This window comes from Mycobacterium sp. 852002-51971_SCH5477799-a (assembly GCF_001667145.1).
GTDB lineage: Bacteria > Actinomycetota > Actinomycetes > Mycobacteriales > Mycobacteriaceae > Mycobacterium.
Map to the genome: position 1 here is coordinate 25,296 of NZ_LZIF01000039.1, position 22,326 is coordinate 47,621.

Annotated in this window: 18 protein-coding genes; 5 read left to right on the forward strand and 13 right to left on the reverse strand. The window is 67.6% G+C overall.

All coding sequences use genetic code 11. The annotated features are described in order from the left end of the window. The 4 genes from A5753_RS03660 to mshB form a co-directional block, all read right to left on the reverse strand. Positions 1-765 carry a maleylpyruvate isomerase N-terminal domain-containing protein gene (locus tag A5753_RS03660; RefSeq protein WP_067123541.1) on the reverse strand — a complete coding sequence of 255 codons (765 nt, stop codon included), beginning with the start codon at positions 763-765 and terminating at the stop codon, positions 1-3. A gap of 39 nt (positions 766-804) precedes the next feature. After that, positions 805-3,444 (reverse strand): bifunctional FO biosynthesis protein CofGH, encoded by a 2,640-nt coding sequence (locus A5753_RS03665; RefSeq protein WP_156655928.1) that lies wholly within the window; start codon positions 3,442-3,444, stop codon positions 805-807. Between the two features lie 96 nt (positions 3,445-3,540). After that, complete coding sequence (locus A5753_RS03670; RefSeq protein WP_067123545.1) at positions 3,541-4,002, reverse strand: hypothetical protein; 462 nt, start codon at positions 4,000-4,002, stop codon at positions 3,541-3,543. Between the two features lie 92 nt (positions 4,003-4,094). Beyond that, positions 4,095-5,009 (reverse strand): N-acetyl-1-D-myo-inositol-2-amino-2-deoxy-alpha-D-glucopyranoside deacetylase, encoded by a 915-nt coding sequence (gene mshB, locus A5753_RS03675; RefSeq protein WP_067123547.1) that lies wholly within the window; start codon positions 5,007-5,009, stop codon positions 4,095-4,097. 136 nt (positions 5,010-5,145) lie between these two features. On the opposite strand from mshB, the gene A5753_RS03680 reads away from it, so the two are divergent. Continuing rightward, complete coding sequence (locus A5753_RS03680) at positions 5,146-5,757, forward strand: TetR/AcrR family transcriptional regulator (protein ID WP_067123548.1); 612 nt, start codon at positions 5,146-5,148, stop codon at positions 5,755-5,757. Between the two features lie 9 nt (positions 5,758-5,766). Here A5753_RS03680 and A5753_RS03685 read toward each other — a convergent pair whose 3' ends face one another. The 7 genes from A5753_RS03685 to A5753_RS03715 all read right to left on the reverse strand — a co-directional run bounded on the left by A5753_RS03685 (position 5,767) and on the right by A5753_RS03715 (position 17,351). Continuing rightward, a complete protein-coding gene (locus A5753_RS03685; protein ID WP_197694579.1) occupies positions 5,767-7,629 on the reverse strand; it encodes an ABC transporter family substrate-binding protein in 1,863 nt (620 codons plus the stop codon). A 78-nt stretch (positions 7,630-7,707) separates the two neighbouring features. Further along, positions 7,708-9,597 carry a translational GTPase TypA gene (typA, locus tag A5753_RS03690; protein WP_067123552.1) on the reverse strand — a complete coding sequence of 630 codons (1,890 nt, stop codon included), beginning with the start codon at positions 9,595-9,597 and terminating at the stop codon, positions 7,708-7,710. A gap of 170 nt (positions 9,598-9,767) precedes the next feature. Next, positions 9,768-10,499, reverse strand: coding sequence for a respiratory nitrate reductase subunit gamma (gene narI / locus A5753_RS03695; RefSeq protein WP_067123554.1), 732 nt, complete (start codon positions 10,497-10,499; stop codon positions 9,768-9,770). Beyond that, the gene (gene narJ, locus A5753_RS03700; RefSeq protein ID WP_067123556.1) at positions 10,492-11,160 is read right to left on the reverse strand and encodes a nitrate reductase molybdenum cofactor assembly chaperone; all 669 of its coding nucleotides are present in this window, start codon (positions 11,158-11,160) and stop codon (positions 10,492-10,494) included. Before narJ ends, narI begins: the two co-directional genes overlap by 8 nt. Beyond that, positions 11,157-12,770 carry a nitrate reductase subunit beta gene (narH, locus tag A5753_RS03705; protein WP_067123558.1) on the reverse strand — a complete coding sequence of 538 codons (1,614 nt, stop codon included), beginning with the start codon at positions 12,768-12,770 and terminating at the stop codon, positions 11,157-11,159. The genes narJ and narH overlap by 4 nt, the downstream gene beginning before the upstream one ends. 34 nt (positions 12,771-12,804) lie before the next feature. Continuing rightward, the gene (locus A5753_RS03710) at positions 12,805-16,503 is read right to left on the reverse strand and encodes a nitrate reductase subunit alpha (protein ID WP_067123560.1); all 3,699 of its coding nucleotides are present in this window, start codon (positions 16,501-16,503) and stop codon (positions 12,805-12,807) included. Positions 16,504-16,961: 458 nt separating this feature from the next. Beyond that, positions 16,962-17,351, reverse strand: a complete 390-nt coding sequence (locus A5753_RS03715) for a (deoxy)nucleoside triphosphate pyrophosphohydrolase (protein WP_067123562.1) — start codon at positions 17,349-17,351, stop codon at positions 16,962-16,964. Positions 17,352-17,564: 213 nt separating this feature from the next. On the opposite strand from A5753_RS03715, the gene A5753_RS03720 reads away from it, so the two are divergent. Continuing rightward, the gene (locus tag A5753_RS03720; RefSeq protein WP_067123564.1) at positions 17,565-18,338 is read left to right on the forward strand and encodes a DivIVA domain-containing protein; all 774 of its coding nucleotides are present in this window, start codon (positions 17,565-17,567) and stop codon (positions 18,336-18,338) included. 102 nt (positions 18,339-18,440) lie between these two features. Continuing rightward, positions 18,441-18,725, forward strand: coding sequence for a 4a-hydroxytetrahydrobiopterin dehydratase (locus A5753_RS03725; protein ID WP_067123565.1), 285 nt, complete (start codon positions 18,441-18,443; stop codon positions 18,723-18,725). Here the strand turns inward: A5753_RS03725 and A5753_RS03730 are convergent. After that, entirely contained in the window at positions 18,722-20,056 is a 1,335-nt protein-coding gene (locus A5753_RS03730) for a mannosyltransferase (protein ID WP_369829289.1), read from the reverse strand. The two genes, A5753_RS03725 and A5753_RS03730, sit on opposite strands and share 4 nt — an antisense overlap. 114 nt (positions 20,057-20,170) lie before the next feature. Here A5753_RS03730 and A5753_RS03735 point away from each other — a divergent pair, with 114 nt between their 5' ends. Both A5753_RS03735 and A5753_RS03740 read left to right on the forward strand, forming a co-directional pair. Next, positions 20,171-20,917: a hypothetical protein gene (locus A5753_RS03735; protein ID WP_067123567.1), complete on the forward strand. Its 747-nt coding sequence runs from the start codon at positions 20,171-20,173 to the stop codon at positions 20,915-20,917. Positions 20,918-20,962: 45 nt separating this feature from the next. Continuing rightward, positions 20,963-22,087 carry a hypothetical protein gene (locus A5753_RS03740; RefSeq protein ID WP_067123569.1) on the forward strand — a complete coding sequence of 375 codons (1,125 nt, stop codon included), beginning with the start codon at positions 20,963-20,965 and terminating at the stop codon, positions 22,085-22,087. An 80-nt stretch (positions 22,088-22,167) separates the two neighbouring features. Here the strand turns inward: A5753_RS03740 and A5753_RS03745 are convergent, their stop codons facing one another. Continuing rightward, positions 22,168-22,314 (reverse strand): hypothetical protein, encoded by a 147-nt coding sequence (locus tag A5753_RS03745; protein ID WP_003875447.1) that lies wholly within the window; start codon positions 22,312-22,314, stop codon positions 22,168-22,170. Positions 22,315-22,326 lie beyond the last annotated feature (12 nt).

Below are 22,326 nucleotides of genomic sequence, written 5' to 3' on the forward strand. Positions count from 1 at the left end.
TCAGTACCCGCTGAGCAGTCTGCGCACCCGACCTAGGGCTTCGGCCCCGGCGCGGCTGCGAATCCGAGATGGATCGGCTGGCCGACGGCCCCACAAGAGCAGCACGCGCGCGGCGGCGTCGGTTTCCAGGGTGGCGGGGCCTTCCGGTTCGGCGAGGCCGATGGTGACCTGAGTCGGATCGGCGGCCAGGACAACGTCGTCGGTACCGTCGGCTCGCAGCCGAGCCTCGACGCGCTCTCCCGGGCTCAACAGCTTGGCCCCTTTCGCCAACAATGGCTTGCCGACGGCGACGACGCTGTGGGTCGTCATCCAGCGCTCGGCCAGCCGGGACTGGGCGGCCGGCTCGTCGCCGGTGATGTCCCAGCTGTGCAGGACGAGCTCTTCGCGCATGTGCTCGGCGAACCAGGGGACCTTCATGGTGCGCCCCGTCCAGGCGACATCGGTGTCGGAGGGCACTCCTTCGGCCGCCACCGCGACCTCGTTGAGGATGGCCATCCGGTCCAACAGCGCGTCCCACAGATCCGCGTCGTTCAAGGCGCGTAACGGGCCCTCGCGCTCCTCGAAGTTGCGGGTGGCCACGGGCTGACCGTTCAGGTGGCCGCCGAGCACACGCGCGAGTTCTTCGGCGTTTCCGGCCTGATGCACGACGATGTCGCGTACGGTCCAGGCCTCACACCAGGTGCCGGCGTCGGGCCCGTGCCTGCGTACCGCATCCACGAACGGTGCCCACTCGGGAAATCGATCGTCGTCGATTCGTCGCTTCACAGCTTCGGGTATACCCGCCGCCTGTGACAAGAATGCGAACTACGCGGCCAGGGGCGTGTAGTCGGTAGTGCGCTGCCGCGCCGGGCGACCGATGCCCGCGGCGATCGCGGTCAGCTCCGCCACCGTCTTGGACGAGCCGTGTTCCGAACCGGCCATCCGCGAGATGGTCTCCTCCATCAACGTGCCGCCCAGGTCGTTGGCGCCACCGTTGAGCATCACCTGCGTGCGCTCGACGCCGAGCTTGACCCAGCTGGTCTGGATTTGAGAAATGCGGCCGTGCAACATGATTCGCGCCAGCGCATGCACCGCCCGGTTGTCACGATGGGTGGGCCCAGGACGCGACGCGCCGGCCAGATACAGCGGTGAACTCTGGTGCACGAACGGCAACGGCACGAACTCAGTGAAACCGCCGGTGCGGTCCTGGATGTCACGCAACACGTTGAGGTGGCCGACCCAGTGCCGCGGGCTGTCGACGTGGCCGTACATCATGGTCGACGAAGACCGCAGCCCCACCTCGTGTGCGGTGCTGACGACTTCGATCCACAGCGACGTCGGCAACTTGCCCTTGGTGAGCACCCAACGCACTTCGTCATCCAGGATCTCTGCGGCGGTGCCGGGGATGGTGTCCAGGCCCGCTTCGCGCAGACTGGTCAGCCACTCACGAATGCTCAACCCGCTCTTGGTCACACCGTTGGCGATCTCCATCGGCGAGAACGCGTGCACGTGCATCGACGGCACCCGCGCTTTGACGGCGCGAACCAGGTCGGCGTAGCCGGTCACCGGCAGCTCGGGGTCGATGCCGCCCTGCATGCACACCTCGGTGGCGCCTTGAACGTGCGCTTCCCACGCGCGGTCGGCGACCTCGTCGGTGGACAGCGAGAATGCGTCGGCGTCGCCCTTGCGCTGCGCGAACGCACAGAACCGGCACCCGGTGTAGCAGATGTTGGTGAAGTTGATGTTGCGGTTCACCACAAAGGTCACGTCATCGCCGACGGTCTCGCGGCGCAACGTATCGGCAAGCGCGACAACCGCTTCCAGGGCCGGACCGTCGGCGGTCGCCAGCGACAGGTATTCGGCGTCGGAGCAGCCGGCCGGGTCGCGCTCGGCGGACCGCAGCGCGGCAAGCACGTCGGTGTCTAGGCGTTTTGGCGCTTTGGCGCCTTGCGCGGCCAGTTCGTGGACATGGGCGCGGATCGATTCCCAGTCGCCGAAGGCACTGTCGATATCGCTGCGGGTTTCCGTGTTGCGGCCCTCGCTGTCGATCGCCGCGTTGAGGTCGACCCGGCCCGAGGAGCCGACGTCGTCGGGCTCCTGCCAGGGCAGCCCTACCGGGTTGACGTCGCGGGCCAGCCCGGTCGCCGGATCGGCCAACGCCGTCACGTGTCCCTGCACGCGCGGGTCGATCCAGGCAGAGCCGGCCTGAACGTATCTGGGCTGCGCGGTCAACCGCTGAACCAGCTCGTAGCCGGCCGCGGCGGTGACGGCGGCCAGGTCGTCCAGGGCCGGCCACGGCCGCTCCGGGTTGACGTGGTCGGGCGTCAGCGGCGAAACCCCACCCCAGTCATCGACTCCGGCACCGATCAGCGCCAGACACTCGTCGCGCGAAACCAGGTTCGGCGGCGCCTGGATGCGCATCCCGGGCCCGAGCACCAGTCGCGCGACCGCCACCGTCGCCAGGTAATCCTCGATGCCGGCGTCGGGGACGGCGGCCATCGCGGTGTGTTCCTTGGCCCGGAAGTTCTGCACGATGACTTCCTGCACGTGGCCGAACTCCTTGTGCGACTTGCGGATCGCATGCAAGGTGTCGGCTCGCTCGGCGAGGGTCTCGCCGATGCCGACCAGCAGGCCGGTGGTGAATGGTATCGACAACCGGCCCGCGTCGGTCAGCGCGCGCAGGCGGACGGCCGGGTCTTTGTCCGGGCTACCGTAGTGCGCAAGCCCTTTCGTCTCGAACAGCCGCCGCGATGTGGTCTCGAGCATCATGCCCATCGACGGCGCCACCGGCTTGAGCCGCGCCATCTCCGACCAACTCATCACGCCTGGGTTCAAGTGCGGCAACAGCCCGGTCTCTTCGAGCACCCGGATCGCCATCGCCCGCACATAGGACAGCGTGGAGTCGTAGCCACGCTCCTCCAGCCACTCGCGCGCTTCCGGCCAGCGATCCTCTGGCCGATCGCCGAGGGTGAATAGTGCTTCCTTGCAACCGAGTTCGGCACCGCGCTTGGCGATGTCGACAATTTCGTCTGGCTCGAGATACATGCCGGCCCCTTGGGCACGCAGCTTGCCGGGGACGGTGACGAAGGTGCAGTAATGACAGCTGTCCCGGCACAGATGAGTGACCGGGATAAAAACCTTGCGCGAGTAGGTGATCGGCAGCCCGCCGCCCGGGCCGCGCCGGCCGGCCGACTCCAGACCCGCGTCGCGCACCCGCGCCGCGCTGGCACACAGATCCGCGAGGTCCGCGCCCCGCGCGGTCATCGCGACCGCCGCCTCATCGACGTTCAGCGCAACGCCATCCCGAGCCCGTCGCAGTACCCGTCGCAGCGCCGAGGCGCTGACCTCAACGGAGGCCTTACCCGGGACCACCGGGTTGGGCAGAGCGGTAGGCTCGTCGCCCGGAGTCAACAGCACCTTCGTGTAACTTCCCCACGATCGAATTTCATCCGTGCGTCCCAACATGTGAAATCGTGGCACCCGCTGGCGGGTCCCGTCTGGGCAACTGTCAACAGTAGCGGCACACCCGCGCGGGCACGCGGGCGACATCCCGGCTCGACGTCAGGCGCCCTGGCCGCGCCGCCATAGCACCCATACGGGTGGTACGACGCCCAGGACCAGCAGCAATAAGGCCCCGTATGCCATCAGGCCGCGGCCGCCCAGGACGACGTCGTCGGCCGGTCCGCCCATGCTGATCACCGCGACCGTCAGCAGCCACGTCCACAACGGCAAGGCCGCCAGGCGGGGCGATCCGGTCCAGCGACCGGCAGCCCACACCAGCGCCGCATTGACCAGTCCAGAGACCAGCCCGCTGATGGGAAAGGGAACCGTACCGATGTAGAGCGGCAGCAGCAGAGCTCCGGCAAGAGCGGAGAGCACCCCGTCGACCGCCAAGAGGGCCAACACGACGAAACGGATCGCGGGGTCGGTGGCACCGCTGTCGTCGACGGATGCGACGCGTGGCTTGGTTTCGGTCAGGTCGGGACGCTGTCGAGGTTGGACAAGATGGAGCCGATAACCCACTGAAAGCTGTCCAGCCGGTCCTGCCAGTGCTGCTGGTTAGGGTCCAGGTCGGGGTCCATGCGAATTCCTTCCGTGGCTGCCTGATTGGCAGCTTACCGCGTCGAGGCAGGGGGGAAACCAAGCCCTGCGAGCAGGTCGGTTTCCCAACCGCGCTCGTCGCGCTCTCCCGCGGCACCGGCGGCGAGCACGTAATGCTCGTCCCCCGATATCGGTATCGCCACGTTGTTCGACAGCGCGCAGGCCCGACCGGTCGGCCCGACCACCACCTGGGTGGCGTGCGCGGCCAGCGCCGCCCGCTTGGCCGCCAGCGCCTTCGGTCCGGTCTCGACGACGGCGTCGATGTCGTCGTCGGCGTAGCCGAAGGTGAACTCCTCTTTGGGCGGGATCGACCATTCCGGCCGCAGATCCTCGGGCGTCAACTCCGCCACGGCCGCCTCGAATGTGCGCTTCGCGAAGACCGACCAGTACAACTTCGGTGCGGCCCAGGGCTGGCCGGGGAAGTCGGCGGCGCCGGCTCCCGGGGCGGCCGCCGCCACGGCGGCCACCGTAACCCGGTGCGCATGCACGTGATCGGGATGGCCGTAGCCTCCGCCGGGGTCGTACGTCACGACGACGTGCGGGCGCTGCTCGCGAATGACGGCCACCAGCGCGCCGACGGCCTCGCGCTCGTCGGCGTCGATGAAGCGTTGCCGGCGCCGTTGGGGGGTGCCACGCATGCCCGAATCCCGCCACCGGCCGGCACCGCCGAGATAGCGGGGCTCGCTGACGCCCAGCCCCCGCAGCGCGGCGGTCAATTCACCGATCCGGTAGCCGCCGAGTTGGTCCGCGCGATCGACTGCGAGTTCGGCCCACCGCTCGCCGATCACCTCGCCCTCCTCGCCCAGCGTGCAGGTGACGACGCGGACATCCGCCCCACGGGCGGCGTAGTGCGCGATGGTCGCACCGGTGCCGAGGCTCTCGTCGTCGGGGTGCGCGTGGACGAACAGCAGCCGCGGCGTCTCAGGCATGGACGGCACCCTACCGTCAGCGGCGAGCGAGTCGGCATCCGGGCTTAGTGTCCGGCACCGTTTCTTATGTTGGCCGTCGGCTGGCCGTGTCGCCGGGACCTCGGCGGATAGGAACGCGCACGGCTACTATCAAGGAGTGCCCCAGCTCACGGACGCAGACCAGACCGGCAACCGAAGCCGCCGGCGAGGTGAGGTCCTCGAACGCGCGCTGTACGAGGCCACCCTGGCCGAGCTGACCGAAGTCGGGTACGGGGGCCTGACCATGGAGGGAATCGCGGCGCGCGCCCACACCGGCAAGGCCGCGCTCTACCGGCGCTGGGACACGAAGTGCGAACTGGTGCACGCCGCTTTGGTTTTCGCGCTCCCGCCGCTGCCCGAGCTGCGTTCCGGCCGTTCGGCCAGAGAGAACCTGCTGGCGATGTTCACCGCCCAGCGTGACCTGCTGGCCGGCAAGACCGGCTTCCCCGGTCTGGACGTCATCCATCAGCTGTTGCACGAGCCCGAAATGCGGGCCATCTTCGCCGATGCGGTGGTGCGGCCGAGGATGAAAATCGTGGAATCGATCCTGCAGGCCGCCATCGAAGACGGCGACCTCGATCCGAAGGTCGTCACGCCACTCACCGCCCGCATCGGGTCGGCTCTGATCAACCAGCACTTCCTGCTGAACGGTGCGCCACCGAACCGGCGCGAGCTGGCGCTGATCGTCGACACCGTGATTCCGCCCCGGGCGGCGGAGCCCGCCGGCTGACGATGCGGGTTACGGCCCGGTCTTGATCCATTGGCCGGCGTCGCCGACGATGCCGACCGGAACCGCGCCGGACAAGCTGACGTTCTGCACGCTCGGACCGGCCCCGACGATCGTGGTGTCCTGCAGGATCGGCAGGACGGTGGACATGTTCCACAACCGCGGTTCGACCGCGGTGATCACGTCGTTGATGTTCTTGGTGCCGTTGAGGGCGGCATCGATGTTCGACTGGATGCTGCGATCGCAGATCCCGGTCAGGTTCGACGGCGCTTGCACCAGGGCGTTGGGATCGGCCGGGCGGCTGGGCGGCGGCGTCGTGGTCGGTGTCGTCGACGTCGCGGCCGGACCCGTGGACGGCGTGGGGCCGGCGGGGGCCGACGGCGCGGGCGCCGGTCCATTGGAAACGGGCACCTGGGTCGATTCCAGTGCGCGACAGCCGTACCGGGAGGCGAGCCGGGCCGCCAGATTTCCGCCCGCCTGGTGCCAGCCGACGATCGCGTCCACGCGGTTGTCGTTCAGCGCGTCGTGGTAGAGGGTGACCGGGTCCAGCGCCAGCACGGTCGCGGCGATGCCGACGTTGCGCAACCGGTCGGCGGCGGTGTTGGCCACCGCGACCGAGGTCGGGTCATTCGCCGCGACCCCGATGACCAGTGAGAGCTCTTGGCCGTCCTTGCTGATCCGCCCGCGGATGACCTCGGGCGGCCCGGTGTTCGGCGGGGCAGGCGCGGGCGATGCCGAGGAGTTGGGTTCCACCTTGTAGCCGGCCCCCTCCAGCAGCGCCAGCGCCGCCGGCGTCGACATCGCCGGTGGCGCGGTCGGCTCGTATCCCGGGTCGCTCGGCGCGCGGATCTGGGCCTGGTCCAGGGTGACGGTGTTGTCGCTGCCCGCGCCCACGGCCGCGAGCAGGTCCACGTCGAGCAGCCCCAAGATCGCCTTGCGGACCTGTGTGTCGGCCAGTTTGGGCTCGTTGGCCCGCAGCGTGAGCTGCATGACCCGCGGCGTCACGATCCGGGCGGTCCGGACATCGGGTATGGCGGACAGCTGCGCGAAGGCCGCCGAGCCGCCATGCACCTGCGCCACCTGGGTGTCGCCGTTGCGCACGGAATCGGCCAGCGCGGCCGGCGCTCCGGCGCGCCGGAACAGGATGAGCGCGGGTTTCGCCGGTAGCCCCCAATAGCGGTCGTTGCGGGCCACCAGGATCTCGTCGCGCTGCGGGTCGATGCTCTCCACGCGGAACTGCCCGCCGGTGACCGGAAGCGCCCGGGCCAGGCCGGCGGCGAACCCCCCGGGCACGTCCTTGACGATGTGCGCCGGGAGGATGTCGCTGAACAACTCCCGCCACGCCGGGTACGGTTCGGCGAAGGTGACCACTGCCTGCTTGCCGCCTTCCAGCGACTGCACCCCGGTGATGAGGTCATAGCCGGCCGGGTCGACGACCCCGGGCTGGCTGACCATCTGGTGCCACAGGTACCAGAAGTCGTCGGCGGCTATCGGCGCGTTGTCGGTCCACTGCGCCTCGGGCCGGATCTTGTAGGTGACCGTGAACGGATTCTGACTGGTCACCTCGGCCGACACCAACAGGGTCGGATCCATCTCCCAGCGTGAGCCGGTCGACGTGTTGGTGTCGGGGACCGGCCGAAACGCGCTCGGCAGCACCAGCGCGCTGATCGCCGCGTTCACCGGGGACAGGTCGGACAGCAGATGCGGATTGAAGCCCGCCCCGATCGAGTCGATGCCCATGATGATCTCGCTGACCCGGGGCGGCGCTGGCACCGAGTTATGCGGCGTATCGGTGCTCTGCGGCGCCGGCGGCGGGTTTACGGTGCAGGCCGAGAGAACCAGTCCGACCAGCGAAATCAGGCCGGCGAGCACCATCAACCAACGGCGGACTCGTCTCGGCACGCTGCTCAGGGTATCGAGCAGCCGTACAGCGGCCCGTCCGACCACCCGATGTCAACCCCGTGCCTTGGCGCGCGACCGGCTGCGGGCCCGGGAGGTGGCGTCCAGCTCGACCTTGCGCACCCGCACGATCTCCGGGGTCACTTCGACGCACTCGTCTTGGGCACAGAATTCCATGGCCTGCTCGAGATCGAGTTCGAGCGGCCGGGCCAACGTTTCGATGACATCGGCGGTCGACGACCGCATGTTGGTCAGCTTCTTCTCGCGGGTGACGTTGATGTCGAGATCCTCTGCGCGCGGGTTGATTCCGACGACCATGCCCTCGTAGGTGTCCTGGCCGGGTTCGACGAAGAACTGGCCGCGGTCGGCGAGCTGGATCATGGCGAACGGTGTGATCGTGCCGGCGCGGTCGGACACCAGCGACCCGGTGTGGCGGGCCCGAATCTCCCCGGCCCAGGGCCGATAGCCGTCGAACACGGCATTGGCGATGCCGGTGCCGCGGGTCAGGGTGAGGAAATCGGTGCGGAAGCCGATCAGGCCACGGCTGGGCACGATGAAGTCCATCCGGACCCAGCCCGCCGCGTGGTTCGTCATCTCTTCCATGCGGCCCTTGCGGGCGGCCATCAGCTGGGTGATTGCGCCGACGAACTCCTCGGGGCAGTCGATGGTCATCGCCTCGAACGGCTCGTGCAGCTTGCCGTCGATTGTCTGCGTGACGACCTGCGGCTTGCCGACCGTGAGCTCGAAACCCTCGCGGCGCATCTGCTCGACGAGCACCGCCAGCGCGAGCTCGCCGCGGCCCTGCACCTCCCAGGCGTCGGGCCGGTCGATATCGACGACCTTGATGGAGACGTTGCCGACGAGTTCGGCGTCCAGCCGCGACTTCACCATGCGAGCGGTCAACTTGTGGCCCTTCACCTTGCCCGCCAGCGGCGAGGTGTTCGTGCCGATGGTCACCGAGATGGCGGGCTCGTCGACCGTGATGCGCGGCAGCGCGTGCGCGTGGTCCGGATCGGCCAGCGTGTCGCCGATCATGATCTCCGGAATGCCCGCGACGGCGACGATGTCCCCGGCGATGGCTTCGTCGGTGGGCGTACGTTCCACGCCCTCGGTCACCAGCAGTTCGGTGATCTTCGCGTTCGTGATGACCGGATGCCCGTCCACCTCGCGCATCCAGGCCACCTGCTGGCCCTTGCGGATCCGGCCCTTGTAGATGCGGATCAGCGCGAGCCGTCCCAGGAAGGCCGAGGCGTCGAGGTTGGTGACCAGCGCCTGCAACGGCGCCTTGGGATCGCCCTGCGGCGGCGGGATGTGCTCGAGCAGAACGTCGAACAGCGGGTCGAGGTTGTCGCCCTGAGGGTTCTCGCCATTGGCCGGTTCGGTCGTGCTGGCGATGCCCGCCCGCCCCGAGGCGTACAGCGTCGGCAGGTCGAGGGCGGCCTCGGCGGCCTTCTGCGCGTCCTCGTCGAGGTCCGATGCGACGTCGAGCAGCAGGTCGTGGCTCTCCGAGACGACCTCGGAGATCCGGGCGTCCGGGCGGTCCGTCTTGTTGACGACCAGGATCACCGGGAGGTGGGCGGCCAGGGCCTTGCGCAGCACGAAACGGGTCTGCGGCAGCGGGCCCTCGGAGGCGTCGACCAGCAGCAGCACGCCGTCGACCATGGAAAGTCCGCGCTCCACCTCACCACCGAAGTCGGCGTGGCCCGGAGTGTCGATGACGTTGATGACGGTCGTCGTTCCGTCCGCATGCTTGCGATGCACGGCCGTGTTCTTGGCCAAGATCGTGATGCCCTTTTCCTTCTCCAGGTCACCGGAGTCCATCAGGCGCTCGACCGTGTCGTCACCTCGGTGATGCAGCGCGCCCGACTGCCGCAGCATCGCGTCGACCAAGGTGGTTTTTCCGTGGTCGACGTGGGCGACGATGGCGACGTTGCGAAATAGCACGTCGGTGATTGTGGCAGCGGGCGCGCGGGATAGCGAACCGGCTGGTGACGTGGCGCCCTCAGCGGGCGGCTGCCGGCGTCGAGTGTGCGGTGGCGTTGAGTGTGCGGTGGCGACGGACCGGGTCGGCGTGTCGTCGCCCTAGCCGCACCACCGAAGCGCAGGTTGGACGCTTACCAGCCGCGGCGGCGCGGTGCGGTACCGACGAGTTCGCCCTTGGCCGCGGCCTCGCGGCTGCGGTACACGATGTAGGGCCTGAACAGGTACACGACCGGGGCGCTGAACGCGTGCACCAGCCGGGTGAAGGGCCACAGCGTGAACAGCACCATGCCGATCAGGGTGTGCAGCTGGTAGTCCAGCGGCGCGTTGATCATCACCTCGCCGTGCGGCTGGAATATCCAGATCCGGCGGAACCACATCCCGACCGTGTAGCGGTAGTGGAACTCGCCGCCGTGCGGGCCGGTGCCGATCAGGTCGCAGTACAGGCCCACCACGATCGCCAGCAGCAGCACCACGTACATCACCTTGTCGCTGCGGCTGGTGGCCATGGTCACCGCCGGGCGGGTGAACCGCCGGTAGATCAGCAGCCCGATGCCGATTAGCGTCGCGATGCCGGCGATCGACCCGGCGATGACCGCCTGCAGGTGGTAGAAGTGGTCGCTCACCTTCATCATCTGGGTGACCTTCGGCGGGACGAACAGCCCCATCACGTGCCCGGCGAACACCGCCAGGATGCCGAAATGGAAGATGGGACTGGCCACGCTCAGCAGTCGCGACTCGTAGATCTGCGACGAGCGTGAGGTCCAGCCGAACTTGTCGTAGCGGTAGCGCCACCAGGTGCCCACGATCAGCACCGACAGCGTGACGTAGGGCGCGATGTCCCAGAACAGGACGTTGCTAAACACTTGGCGTTCCTTTTCGGGGTGGCACGGTCAGGGTAAAGGGTTGCAGCCCAACGGCTTCCGCCGGTGGTCCGGCTTTTGACAGCCGCTCGGCGCGGCGCGCTTCCTGATCTGTTGCGGCGGGCAGGGTCTCGCAGACCGCCGCTACCGTCGGCTCGTAGACCGACTTGGCGTCCGCGAGGGCGCCACGCAGCACCTCGATGGGCACGCGATGCTGGTCTAGCAGTCGCCGGCCGACCTCGGGATCGACGGTGGCGGCGAATTCGAGCACCACGGTCAGATGATCCGGGGCCTCGCCGCCCGGCGGTTGTACACCCGCCTCGCGGTAGGCGGTGGCGAACGCCAGCATCTCCCGACCCCGGTTGCGGGTGTCCCCCGCGGTCCAGTAGGTCAGGTACATCGTGCAGCGCCGGCGCATGTCGAAGGTGGCGACGTAGTCCATCCCGGCGGCCATCGGCTCGCGGGTCCGCAACGACGCCACCGTTTCCCCAAGAAGCGCCGCCGCGGAACCGCTGATATGGCGCAGCAACTCGTCGACGGCGTCCAGTCGCTCGGCCAATCCGTCGTCCGGGTAGGCCAGCAGCAGCGATGCCGCCTGCCATACCAGGCGATCCTGCATCGCCCTGCCGCTGGAGCGCTCACGGAGCGCCGAAAGCAATTTCATCGGTGCTGCTCTTCGGGAAACATTCCGGCGGGCACCTGGCCGCCGTCCCAGTTGAGCAGGTTCACCCGCGTCGATCGACGGCTGTTGGCCGGATCGTCGCCGCGCTGCTTAAGGGTGTGGAAGGTCTCCACCGACACCACCGCATCCGACTCGTACATCCCCGGCCCGCCCTCACCCGTCAATGAGCAGCCCATGTCCTCGAGCTCGCGGGCCTGCGGCGCGAACGCGGTCGGAATAACATAGCGCTCTTCGTATTTCGCAATGGCGAGCAACCGGTACATCTCATAGATCTCTTCTTCGGTCAGGCCGACCGAATGCGGGATGTGGGGCTGAGTTTCACGACCGAGGTTGATGTCGCGCATGTAGGAGCGCATCGCCGCCAGCCGCCGCAGCACGCCTTCGACCACGGCGGTATCACCGGCGGTGAACAGTTCGGCCAGGTACTGCATCGGAATGCGCAGCGCGTCGAGCGCGCCGAACAGGTTGCCGATGTCTTCCCCGTCGTGCCCGTCGCGGCTGACCGCGTCGACCACCGGCGACAGCGGCGGGATGTACCAAACCATCGGCATGGTCCGGTATTCCGGGTGCAGCGGCAGCGCCACCTTGTAGGTGTGGATCAGCGCATATATCGGGGAACGCTGCGCGGCCTCGATCCACTCGTCCGGGATGCCCTCTGCCCGCGCGCCCGTGATGACCTGCGGATCGTTGGGGTCCAGGAGGATCTCGCACTGCGCCTGGTAGAGATCGGTGTCTTTTTCCACCGACGCCGCTTCCAGCACCCGATCGGCGTCGTAGAGGACCACTCCCAGGTAGCGCAGCCGCCCCACGCAGGTCTCCGAGCAGATGGTCGGCAGGCCGACCTCCATCCGCGGGTAGCACAGCGTGCACTTCTCGGCCTTGCCTGTCTTGTGGTTGAAATAGACCTTTTTGTAAGGACATCCGGACACACACATCCGCCAGCCGCGGCAGCGGTCCTGGTCGACCAGCACGATGCCGTCCTCGCTGCGCTTGTACATCGCGCCCGACGGGCACGACGCGACGCAGGAGGGGTTGAGGCAGTGCTCGCAGATCCGGGGCAGGTAGAACATGAACGTTTCTTCGAGCGAGAGTTTGATCTCCTCGTTGATCTTCTTCAGGATCGGGTCTTCGGCCAGGATCTCCGACGAGCCGGACAGGTTGTCGTCCCAGTTCGGTCCCCACGAAATCTTCATCGGCTCACCGCTGATCAGGCTTTTGGGTGCGGCTGTCGGGAAGGTGTCCCCCGCGGGTGCGGTGGTCAGGTTCTCGTAGTCGTAGGTCCACGGCTCGTAGTAGTCGCCGATGACGGGCAACTTCGGATTGGCGAAAATCCGCAACAGCTTCTGGATGCGGCCGCCGTCCCGCAGCCGCAGCCGGCCCTTCTTGTCACGGATCCAGCCGCCGCGCCACTTCTCCTGGTCCTCGTAGGTGCGTGGATAGCCTTGTCCGGGACGGGTTTCCACGTTGTTGAACCACACATACTCGGTACCGGGTCGGTTGGTCCACGCCTGCTTGCACGTCACCGAGCAGGTGTGACAACCGATGCATTTGTCGAGGTTCATCACCATCGCCAACTGCGCCATGACCTTCATCGCGGTCCCCCATCCCGCGTCGTGTTGGTGCGCATCAGTACTGCACCTCCTGGCTGCGGCGGCGCACGACGGTCACTTCGTCGCGCTGGTTGCCGGTCGGACCCATGTAGTTGAACGCGAACGCGTGTTGCCCGTAACCCCCGGCCAGGTGGCTGGGCTTGATGCGCACCCGGGTGAGCGCATTGTGGTTGCCGCCGCGCTTGTTGTTGATCTCCGAACGCGGGGTGTCCACCGTGCGCTCCTGGACGTGGTAGACGAAAACCACCCCGTCGGGCATCCGGTGCGAGACGATCGCCCGGCACACGTAGATGCCGTTGGCGTTGACGGCCTCGACCCAATCATTGTCGTGCACTTGAATTTTCGCCGCATCGCCTGGGCTCATCCACATCGTCGGGCCACCACGGGACAACGACAGCATGTACAGGTTGTCCTGGTAGGTGGAGTGGAACGACCATTTCGAGTGCGGCGTCAGGTAGCGCACCGTGAGCCCGATTCCGTCCTCGGTCGGGCCCAGCGTGGGCTGGCCGAACAACCGGGTCATGTCTAGGGGCGGGCGGAACACCGGCAGGTGCTCGCCGAGTTCCTCGACCCAGTCGTGCGCCAGATAGAAATGCATCCGGCCGGTCAGGGTGTGGAACGGTTTGAGGTTTTCGATGTTGATGGTGAACGGCGCGTAACGGCGGCCGCCCGTCTCGCTGCCGGACCATTCCGGGCTGGTGATCACGGGGACCGGACGTGCCTGGGTGTCGGCATAGCTGATACGGCGGTCTTCGCTGCCCTCGGCCAGATGCACCAGCCGCTGCCCGGTGCGCTTCTCCAGTTCGTGGAAGCCTTCGACCGCGAGGCGGCCGTTGGTCGTCCCCGACAGCAACAACAGCACGTCGGCCATCCGTGCGGCGGTGGTAATGGCCGGACGACCCGCGGCCACACCGGACTTCAGCACCCCGAACTTCGCCGACAGTTCCTCGACCTCCCGGAAGGGGTGCACCGTGACCCCCTTGGTGGTCACGCCGAACTTGTCGACAAGCGGACCCAGCGCCAGCCACTTGTCGTAAATGGCGGTGTAATCTCGCTCCACCGCGGTGAGCTTGCCCATTGTCCGCCCCGGCACCGGCGTCGCACCGGTGTGCAACCAGTCGTCCTCTGTGCCGTCGGGATAGGCCATCGCCTCCGGGGTGTCATGCTGCAGCGCGGTGAGCACGACATCGGTGCGAGTGCCCAGATGATCCTTGGCCATGGCACTGAAGGCGCGGGCGATGGCACCGAAAGCGTCGAAGTCGGAACGCGTTTCCCATGGCGGATCGGTTGCGGCGCTGAACGCGTGGACGTAGGGGTGCATGTCGGTGCTGGAGATATCGGCCTTCTCATACCAGGTCGCCGCCGGCAGCACGACGTCGGACACCAGCGTCGTCGAGGTCATCCGGAAGTCGATCGACATCATCAGGTCGAGCTTGCCCTCGGGAATGTCCCCGTCGCACGTCACATCGACGGGCCGTACCCCGTCCTCGGGAGGCTGCGCCTGCACATTGGAGTCGGTTCCCAAGAGATGGCGCAGAAAGTATTCACCGCCCTTGCCCGACGACCCAATCAGGTTGGCGCGCCACACGGTAAGGACTCGCGGCCAATTGACGGGATTATCGGGATCGGTGACGGCGAGCTTGAGTTTGCGCTGGCCGAGCTGTTCGGCGACGTAGTCGGCGATGTCGCGATCGGCGGCGCGCGCCTCGTCGGCGACATCGAGGCTGGACCGGTCGAACTGGGGATAGAACGGGCTCCAGCCCATGGCCGTCGCCGAGGCCAGCAAGTCCATGGTGTGCTTGCCCGCGAATCGGCCCCGGCCCACCGGGCTGGCCAGTTTATCGGCCGCGTAGCCGTCGTAACGCCATTGGTTGGTGTGCGCATACCAGTAGGAGGCGCCGGGCACCTGGCGCGGCGGCCGCACCCAGTCGGTGGCCATCGCCATCGTCTGAAAACCGGTGAGCGGGCGTACCTTTTCCTGGCCGACGTAGTGGGCCCAGCCCCCGCCGTTGCGGCCCATCGACCCGGTCAGCATCAGCAGCGCCAGCACCGCGCGGTAGATGGCGTCGCCGTGAAACCACTGACAGATTCCGCTGCCCATGATGATCATGGAGCGGCCGCCGGATTCCTCCGCATTGCGCGCGAATTCCCTTGCCACCCGGATGGCCTGGGCGGCCGAGACGCCGGTGATCGCCTCCTGCCATGCCGGGGTGTTCTGCTGGGTCGCGTCGTCGTAGCCGGTGGGCCATTCGCCCGGCAATCCCGGCCGTGCCACCCCGTATTGGGCGAGCATCAGGTCGAAGACGGTGCACACCAGGTGCTTACCGATGCGGCGCACCGGAACGCCGCGCGTTACGGTCGTGCCCTCGCCGTCGACCGTGTCAAAGCTGGGCAGGTGGACGAGCGCAGTGCCGTCATCCCCGTTGCGGCCGTGCGCGTCTCGCACGCTGAGTGCGGGAGTCAGGTCGCCGAGATCGAGGTTCCACTTGCCGACCCCCGACTCGCCATACCGGAATCCCAGGGAACCGTGCGGCACCACAACCGAATCGGTCGTCTCGTCCAGCACCGCTGGCTTGAGCGCGGCGTTCTCGACGGCCTCCCCCAAATCCGCTGCCGTGAGGTTCTTTCCCGGCACCAGCATGTCGCCGCGTTCTTCCAGCTTGATCAGGAACGGCAGGTCGGTGTAGCGGCGGGAATAGTCGATGAAGAACGGAACCTGCTTGCGCACATAGCATTCCGAGAGGATGACGTGGCCCATCGCCATGGCCAGCGCCCCGTCGGTGCCGGCCGCACAGGGCATCCACTCGTCGGCGAATTTGGTGTTGTCGGCGTAATCGGGGCTGACGGTCACCACCTTGGTGCCGCGGTAGCGCGCCTCGGCCATCCAGTGCGCATCGGGCGTGCGGGTGATCGGGACATTGGAGCCCCACATCATCAAATACGCCGCGTCCCACCAATCGCCGGATTCGGGCACATCAGTCTGGTCGCCGAACACCTGCGGTGAGGCCACCGGGAGATCGGCGTACCAGTCGTAGAACGACGTCATGGGAGCGCCGATCAACTCGAAGAACCGCGACCCGGCGGTGTAGGACACCATCGACATCGCCGGGATCGGAGAGAAACCGGCGACGCGGTCCGGACCGTAGGTTTTGATCGTGTGCACGTGGGCGGCGGCGATCAGCTCGGTGGCCTCGGCCCACGTGACCCGAACCAGCCCGCCCTTCCCACGGGCCTGCTGATAGCGGCGACGGCGTTCGGGATCGGCCTGGATGTCGGCCCATGCCAGCACCGGATCGCCGAGCCGTGCCTTGGCCTCCCGGTACATTTCGACCAGCACGCCGCGGGCGTAGGGGTAGCGCACGCGGGTCGGCGAATAGCTGTACCACGAGAACGACGCACCACGCGGACAGCCGCGGGGCTCATACTCGGGCCGGTCCGGCCCCACCGACGGGTAGTCGGTCTGCTGGGTCTCCCAGGTGATGATCCCGTCTTTGACGTAGATCTTCCACGAGCACGACCCGGTGCAGTTCACCCCGTGCGTCGAGCGCACCACCTTGTCATGGCTCCACCGATCGCGGTAGAACACGTCGGCTTCGCGGCCGCCCTCGCGCGTGACCGTGCGCAGGTCGGCCGAGATCTCGCCCGGCGTGAAGAAGCGCCCGCTCCGCTCCAAGAGCTCCTCGAGCGCTCCGCCAATGTGAGGTGTGACAGTCAAGAAGTACTCCTCCTATTCGGTAGCGTCGCGCCTCGTCGCCATGCCGTGCGTTCGGCCCCGTGGACGTTGTGTCCGGCACTCAGCCCAGTGATCCACGCGCCCGCACCAGCTCGGATCGGCTCAACGCGGCAGTGCAGGCCCACGGGCTGGAAGGCAATACAGCACCAGCATAGGTCTGCACCGGGTGCGAAATCAGGTCCACCGCGCGTGGGCAGTTCTTCGAAAAAAGCATCATGAGCATGGGTTTTTGCGCACGGGTAAGCCGCCCGGCCCGGCACTGTGGCCGCGGCGGCACAGTCTGAACAAACATTCGGCTCGCTATCGGCACGCACATTCAGGACAGCTTCGTGTGGCGTCGTTATTACAAGTCATATTGTTCTATTCAGTTCACCGCGAAGACCTGCAACGCGCCTGTACATAAGCTGCCGGAAGTCTGTGGACTTGTTATGAGGCAGCCGTCAAAGGGCCCGGGTCAGGTCTTCCAGCCAGCCACGATCGGCCGGCACCCAGTCGAGATCGTGCAGCTCAGCCGCCGTAATCCAGCGCAACGCCCGGTGGTCTCGGGCGTCGGGTTCGCCCCCGATCAGTCGCACACGGTAGGCCCGCAGCGTGAGGCCCTCCACCGCGATGTCGTCGCCCAGCCGATCGCCCACTGCGAGGTCGCCGGCCGCAAGGCCCAGCTCCTCGACCAACTCGCGGGCCAGCGCGTCGCGCTCCGTTTCACCGGACGCCACCTTGCCCCCGGGCAGTTCCCAGCGACCGGCCAGCTCCGGCGGACGGGCGCGCTGTGCCACGAAGACCTTGGAGTCGCAGATCAAGGCGCCGGCGACGACGATCTGGGTCGGCATGGCCAGTGACGGTATACCGTCGGGGCCCTCGGCTGGGCGACGCCCTCGGTCCGCGCAGGCCGACGTCGGCCCCCGGCGGCACCAAACCCCCGGTGAGGTGAATCGAATTTCCTTGCAGCACAACGGCTCTCTTACGTTTTGAGCGCGACCGTGGGATACTCGATTCTAGTCGTTCCTTATCTCTAATGGGCACTTCCAGGAATGGGGTTGGCAATGAGCACCGGACCCGCAAAGACGTTCTCCCGCACCTTCAGGGGCTATGACACGGCCGCGGTCGATGCCTACATCGAAGTGTTGCTCGCCAAGCAGCAGTTCCTCATCGAGGAGGTTCAGAACCTCAGGGCCCAGCGAAACGAGGCCGGCGATGAAGCGGCCGCGCTGCGGATTGAAGTCGCGTGCCTCACGGATGAGGTTGCGCTCCTCTCGGACACCTCGCCGTCGCCGTACGCGATGCAACATCGGATGGCGAAGTTGCTGCGGCGTGCGCTCGATGAGATCTCCCAGATGCAGAGCGAATCGCGTGCCGAGGTAGAAGCCCTGATCGCCCAGGCCGAGGCCGAGACCGAGGTCGCCCAGCGAGAGCACCGGGAATTGCTGGCCGACATCGCCGCGCAGCGCAAGGCGCTGGAGACGGAGTGCGCGGCCACCAGGAGAGAGTTCGACGCCGAACTCGCCCGGATGCGTGCTGAAGCCCAATCATCGATCGATCAGGCGTGGCAGGAAGCCCAGCAGGAGCGCGAACAACTTATCGCCGACGCAAAACAGAGAGCTCGTCATTCCGATGAGCAGGCGCGCGCAACGCTGACCGAGGCGAATCAGCAACGAATCATGATCCTGGAGGAATTGATGGGCGTCGCCCGCGACCTGCAGCGGGTTCCGGACATCCTCGAGTCGGCATACCAGGAACGAAACAACCCGCCGGAGGAAAGCGTCGTCGTGCAGCTGGATCCGAAAACTCAGACGCCGGGTCCCGCCGTTGCCTCCTAGATAGACCACAGCGTCGGGAGGGCCGCAGATTTCCGGGTCTGTCTCTAACCCACGATCAGCTGCGAAATCATCTCCTGGCCGGTGACGGTATACCGTCGAGCTATGGCTGTGTTAACGGATGAGCAAGTGGACGCCGCACTGCCCGATCTCACCGGATGGGAGCGCGCCGACGGCGCCCTGCGCCGCTCGATCAAATTTCCGAGCTTTCTCGCCGGCATCGATGCCGTGCGCCGGGTGGGCGAGCACGCGGAGAGCAAGGACCATCATCCCGACATCGATATCCGTTGGCGGACGGTAACTTTCGCTCTCGTCACGCACTCCGAGGGCGGCATCACCAAAAACGACATCGACATGGCCCGCGACATCAACGGCATCGTCGACAACTAGAGCGCGGCCGGGCGCTGCTGCTCGGCCTCTCGGCTACCGGTTGCCGCGACCCAGATCAACGTCGCGATGGCCGCCACGATGTAGATCAGCCCGGCCCACGCCAGGTACCACGGCCGGCTTATCTGCCAGATGGTCGGCTGGGCGAAGCTCAGCAACCACGGCACGCCGATCAGGGTCAGGGCGAGCCAGCCCCAGCCGACAATGCCCGCTCCACTTCGCTCGCGCGCCGGGCCGTGGATCGCCCAGATCATCAGCGGTACCAGCCACACCCAGTGGTGGGTCCAGGAAATCGGTGAGAGCAGCAGCCCGAACAACTCCACCACCAGCAGCCTGCCCAGCCGATCCGAGGAGTCCAGGGCGCGCCAGGCCAGCACGGCCAGCACCGCGGTGACGGCGACGGCGACCACCAGCGACGGACCGAATCCGACGTCGTGGCCCAGGATTCGCGAAATGCCGCCGCGCCAGGATTGATTGAACGAAGTGGCGATGGGGCCTACCCGGTGGGCATCGCCCAGCAACTCGGTGAAGTAGTACCGCGTCTGATCGCCGACGACCAACACCGAAATCCCAATCGTGGCAACGAAAACGACCGCCGAGAACACCGCCGCAGCCCACCGGCGGGCGCCGAGGAGATAGACGCCGGTGATCGCGGGGGTCAACTTGATTCCCGCCGCCACGCCGACCAGCAGCCCCGACAGCCACCACCGCGTGGTGCACACCGCCCACAGGACCGCGGTCATCAGCAACACGTTCACCTGGCCGTAGTCGAATGTGCTGCGCAGCGGCTCGATCCAGATGGCGACCGCCGTCCACAACATCGCGACGCGCCGGGCGGCGGGGGTTACCTCGCCCATCAGACGCTGGCTGAGCCGTATCGCGCCATACAGCGCGGCCATGGTCGCGATCTGCCACAGGAAGGCAACGAGACCGAATGGCAGCAGGTGCAGCGGGTAGAAGACGACGGCCGCGAACGGCGGGTAGGTGAACGGTAGCGGGAAGTCCGGCGTCTGGTCTGCGTAGACGTAGCTGTACAAGGTGCCGGGGTGATCGATCGCGGCGGATCCGCCGAGGTACACGTGCAGGTCGACGAAGTTCGCGCCGTTGGGAGCCAGGTACGTCCAGGCCAACCGAACGGCGATGCTCGCGATGAGCAGCATCGGCGCGGCCACCTGAAGGGCGCCCGCCAATCGCTGGGGCTTGGATGCCGCCGGAGCGGCCGAGGTGGTGTCTATGCGGCCGACTTTAGCGAGCGGGCTTCGCGCCGCAGCGCCGTCGTTCTTACGGCCATCGATAAAGGGCCGTTGAAGCGCTTTTCCGGCGCATTCGGTCACCGATCTCACTCGTATCCGTAACGAGTCTATAAATGCCACACGTGTCACTTGTGTCCCATCTGCATCAAAGTAACTTCAGCGGCGGGACCTGTAATCGATCAATCAGGGAGAGTCATGCCAACCATCTGGACTTACATGCGTGCAGCCGCCGTCGTGGTCGGTTCGTCCGCAGCGCTATTGACGGGCGGTATCGCCCACGCCGACCCCGTGCCCGCCCCGGCCCTGCCGAACATTCCGCAGCAGCTGATCAGTTCGGCGGCCAACGCACCTCAAATCCTGCAGAACCTCGCGACCGCACTCGGCGCCACGCCGCCGGCGGCTCCGGCCACCCCGGGCATCAACTTCCCGGGCGTTCCGGCGGCCACCTCGCCGGCGACCGCGGCGGCTCCGACGGCGGGTCTTCCGTCGATTCCCGGACTGACCGTGGCGACAAGCGCCGCCCCGGCGTCGTCTCCGGCGACCAGCCCCCTTGTTCCCGGGCTGGCGCAGTCGGCGACCCCGGCCGCGCCATCGACGGCGACCGGCGGGATTCCGGGAATGATTCAGGGCCTCACGGGTGCGCAGCCGGCGGCTGCGGGCCCCGCCGCTCCGGCCGCTCCGTCGATTCCGGGCCTGCCGGCCATCCCGGGGCTGTCGTCACCCGCGGCACCGGCCACTCCGCCCGCTCCGCAGTTACCGCAGGCGCAGGTCAACATGCCGGCGATGCCGGCCGGCCTGCCGGTCAGTGTGCCTCCGAAAGTCACGCTCCCGCAGGATCTGCCGGCGCTCACCTCGGGTCAGGCTCCTGCCGCGCCCGGGGCACCCGCGCCGGCGCCCAGCCTGGCAAGTCCGGCGGCGCCGCTGCTGGCCGCCCTGCCCTGATCAGTTCGTAAACGGCTAAACCACTACTGAGAACCGGAGGACACCGTGGCAACCACTTGGAATCTGTCCAAAGGTTTGGCCGCTGTCGTCACGGCATCGGCTGTCGCGTTCGGGCTCTGCCCGAACGCGGCAGCCGACCCGGCGGCGCCGCAGCCGATACCGCAACCGAATGCGGCCCAAGGGCTGCCGGGTCTGCCCGCCTTGTCGCAGCTAGCCCCGCTCATCCAGCAAGCGGCCACCGACCCGCAGCAAGCGACGCAGCTGCTGATGGCCGCGGCGCAAGCCTTCGCCCACAACCCGAGCACGCCCAACGAGTCCAAAAACGTTGCGGCGGCGGTCAATCAATTCGTCGCCGAGCCCGTCGCACCGGCGCAGCACGTGCCCGCGACAGGGGTGGAACCCGGCTTGCAGGCCCACCTGCCGGCCGGCATCGACCCGGCCCATGCGGCCGGCCCGGCCCCCGCTGCGGCACCCGATGCCGCTGCGGCGCCCGCTGCGGCCCCGGCGCCCGAGGCGCCTGCTACTCCGGCGCCCGAGGCACACCTTCCGGCCGGCATCGACCCGGCCCACGCAGCCGGCCCGGCCCCCGCTGCGGCACCCGGCGCACCGGGTCCCGCCGAATGGTCGAAGGTGCCCGCCGCCGCGCCGGTCCCGGCACCACCGGCACCGGCCGCGGCACCACCGGCGGCCCCTCCCGCACCGCAGGCCGCACCCGCGCCGGCGCCCGCTCCCGCGGCGGCGGCACCGGGATTCGGCGCCGACACCCCGCCCACGCAGGATTTCATGTACCCGTCGATCGGCACCAACTGCCTGGCGGACGGCACCAGCGCCATCGCCACCGCGCTGTCGGTGGCGGGGCCGGCCAAGATTCCGCTGCCCGGCCCGGGGCCCGGCCAGACCGCCTATGTGTTCACCGCGGTCGGCACGCCCGGACCCGCCGAGGTGCAGAAGCTGCCCTTGAACGTCACCTGGGTGAACCTGACCACCGGCAAGTCGGGGACCGTCGCGCTCAAGCCGCGTCCGGACATCAATCCGGAGGGGCCGACGACGCTGAGCGCTATCGCCGACACCGGCTCCGGCAGCATCATGTCGACGATCTTCGGGCAGGTCACCACGAAGGAAAAGCAGTGCCAGTTCATGCCCACCATCGGCTCGACGGTGGTGCCGTAGCGGACCGGCGCCGCCACCGTCTCGTCGCCCTGAATGCGCGTGTCCCCGAGCGGGGCACGCGCATTCGCGTTGGTGCCGCTCTAGTACGCCATGAACAGGATGGCGTCGCGGTCGTACTCCAGACCAGGATGGACGCTGGCGAGGTGAGCTTGGGTCAACTCGACCAGTTCGTCCTCGTCCTTGCCGACGATGGCTTCACCGCACGGACACGTTATGTGCGTCTTCACGTTGTCGCTTTT

Coding starts and splice junctions, on each gene's coding strand:
- A5753_RS03665 (WP_156655928.1), bottom strand. CDS start 3,444: ATGTTGGGACGCACGGATGAAATTCGATCGTGGGGAAGTTACACGAAG.
- mshB (WP_067123547.1), bottom strand. CDS start 5,009: ATGCCTGAGACGCCGCGGCTGCTGTTCGTCCACGCGCACCCCGACGAC.
- A5753_RS03685 (WP_197694579.1), bottom strand. CDS start 7,629: ATGGTGCTCGCCGGCCTGATTTCGCTGGTCGGACTGGTTCTCTCGGCC.
- narJ (WP_067123556.1), bottom strand. CDS start 11,160: ATGAAATTGCTTTCGGCGCTCCGTGAGCGCTCCAGCGGCAGGGCGATG.
- narH (WP_067123558.1), bottom strand. CDS start 12,770: ATGAAGGTCATGGCGCAGTTGGCGATGGTGATGAACCTCGACAAATGC.
- A5753_RS03715 (WP_067123562.1), bottom strand. CDS start 17,351: ATGCCGACCCAGATCGTCGTCGCCGGCGCCTTGATCTGCGACTCCAAG.
- A5753_RS03720 (WP_067123564.1), top strand. CDS start 17,565: ATGAGCACCGGACCCGCAAAGACGTTCTCCCGCACCTTCAGGGGCTAT.
- A5753_RS03725 (WP_067123565.1), top strand. CDS start 18,441: ATGGCTGTGTTAACGGATGAGCAAGTGGACGCCGCACTGCCCGATCTC.
- A5753_RS03735 (WP_067123567.1), top strand. CDS start 20,171: ATGCCAACCATCTGGACTTACATGCGTGCAGCCGCCGTCGTGGTCGGT.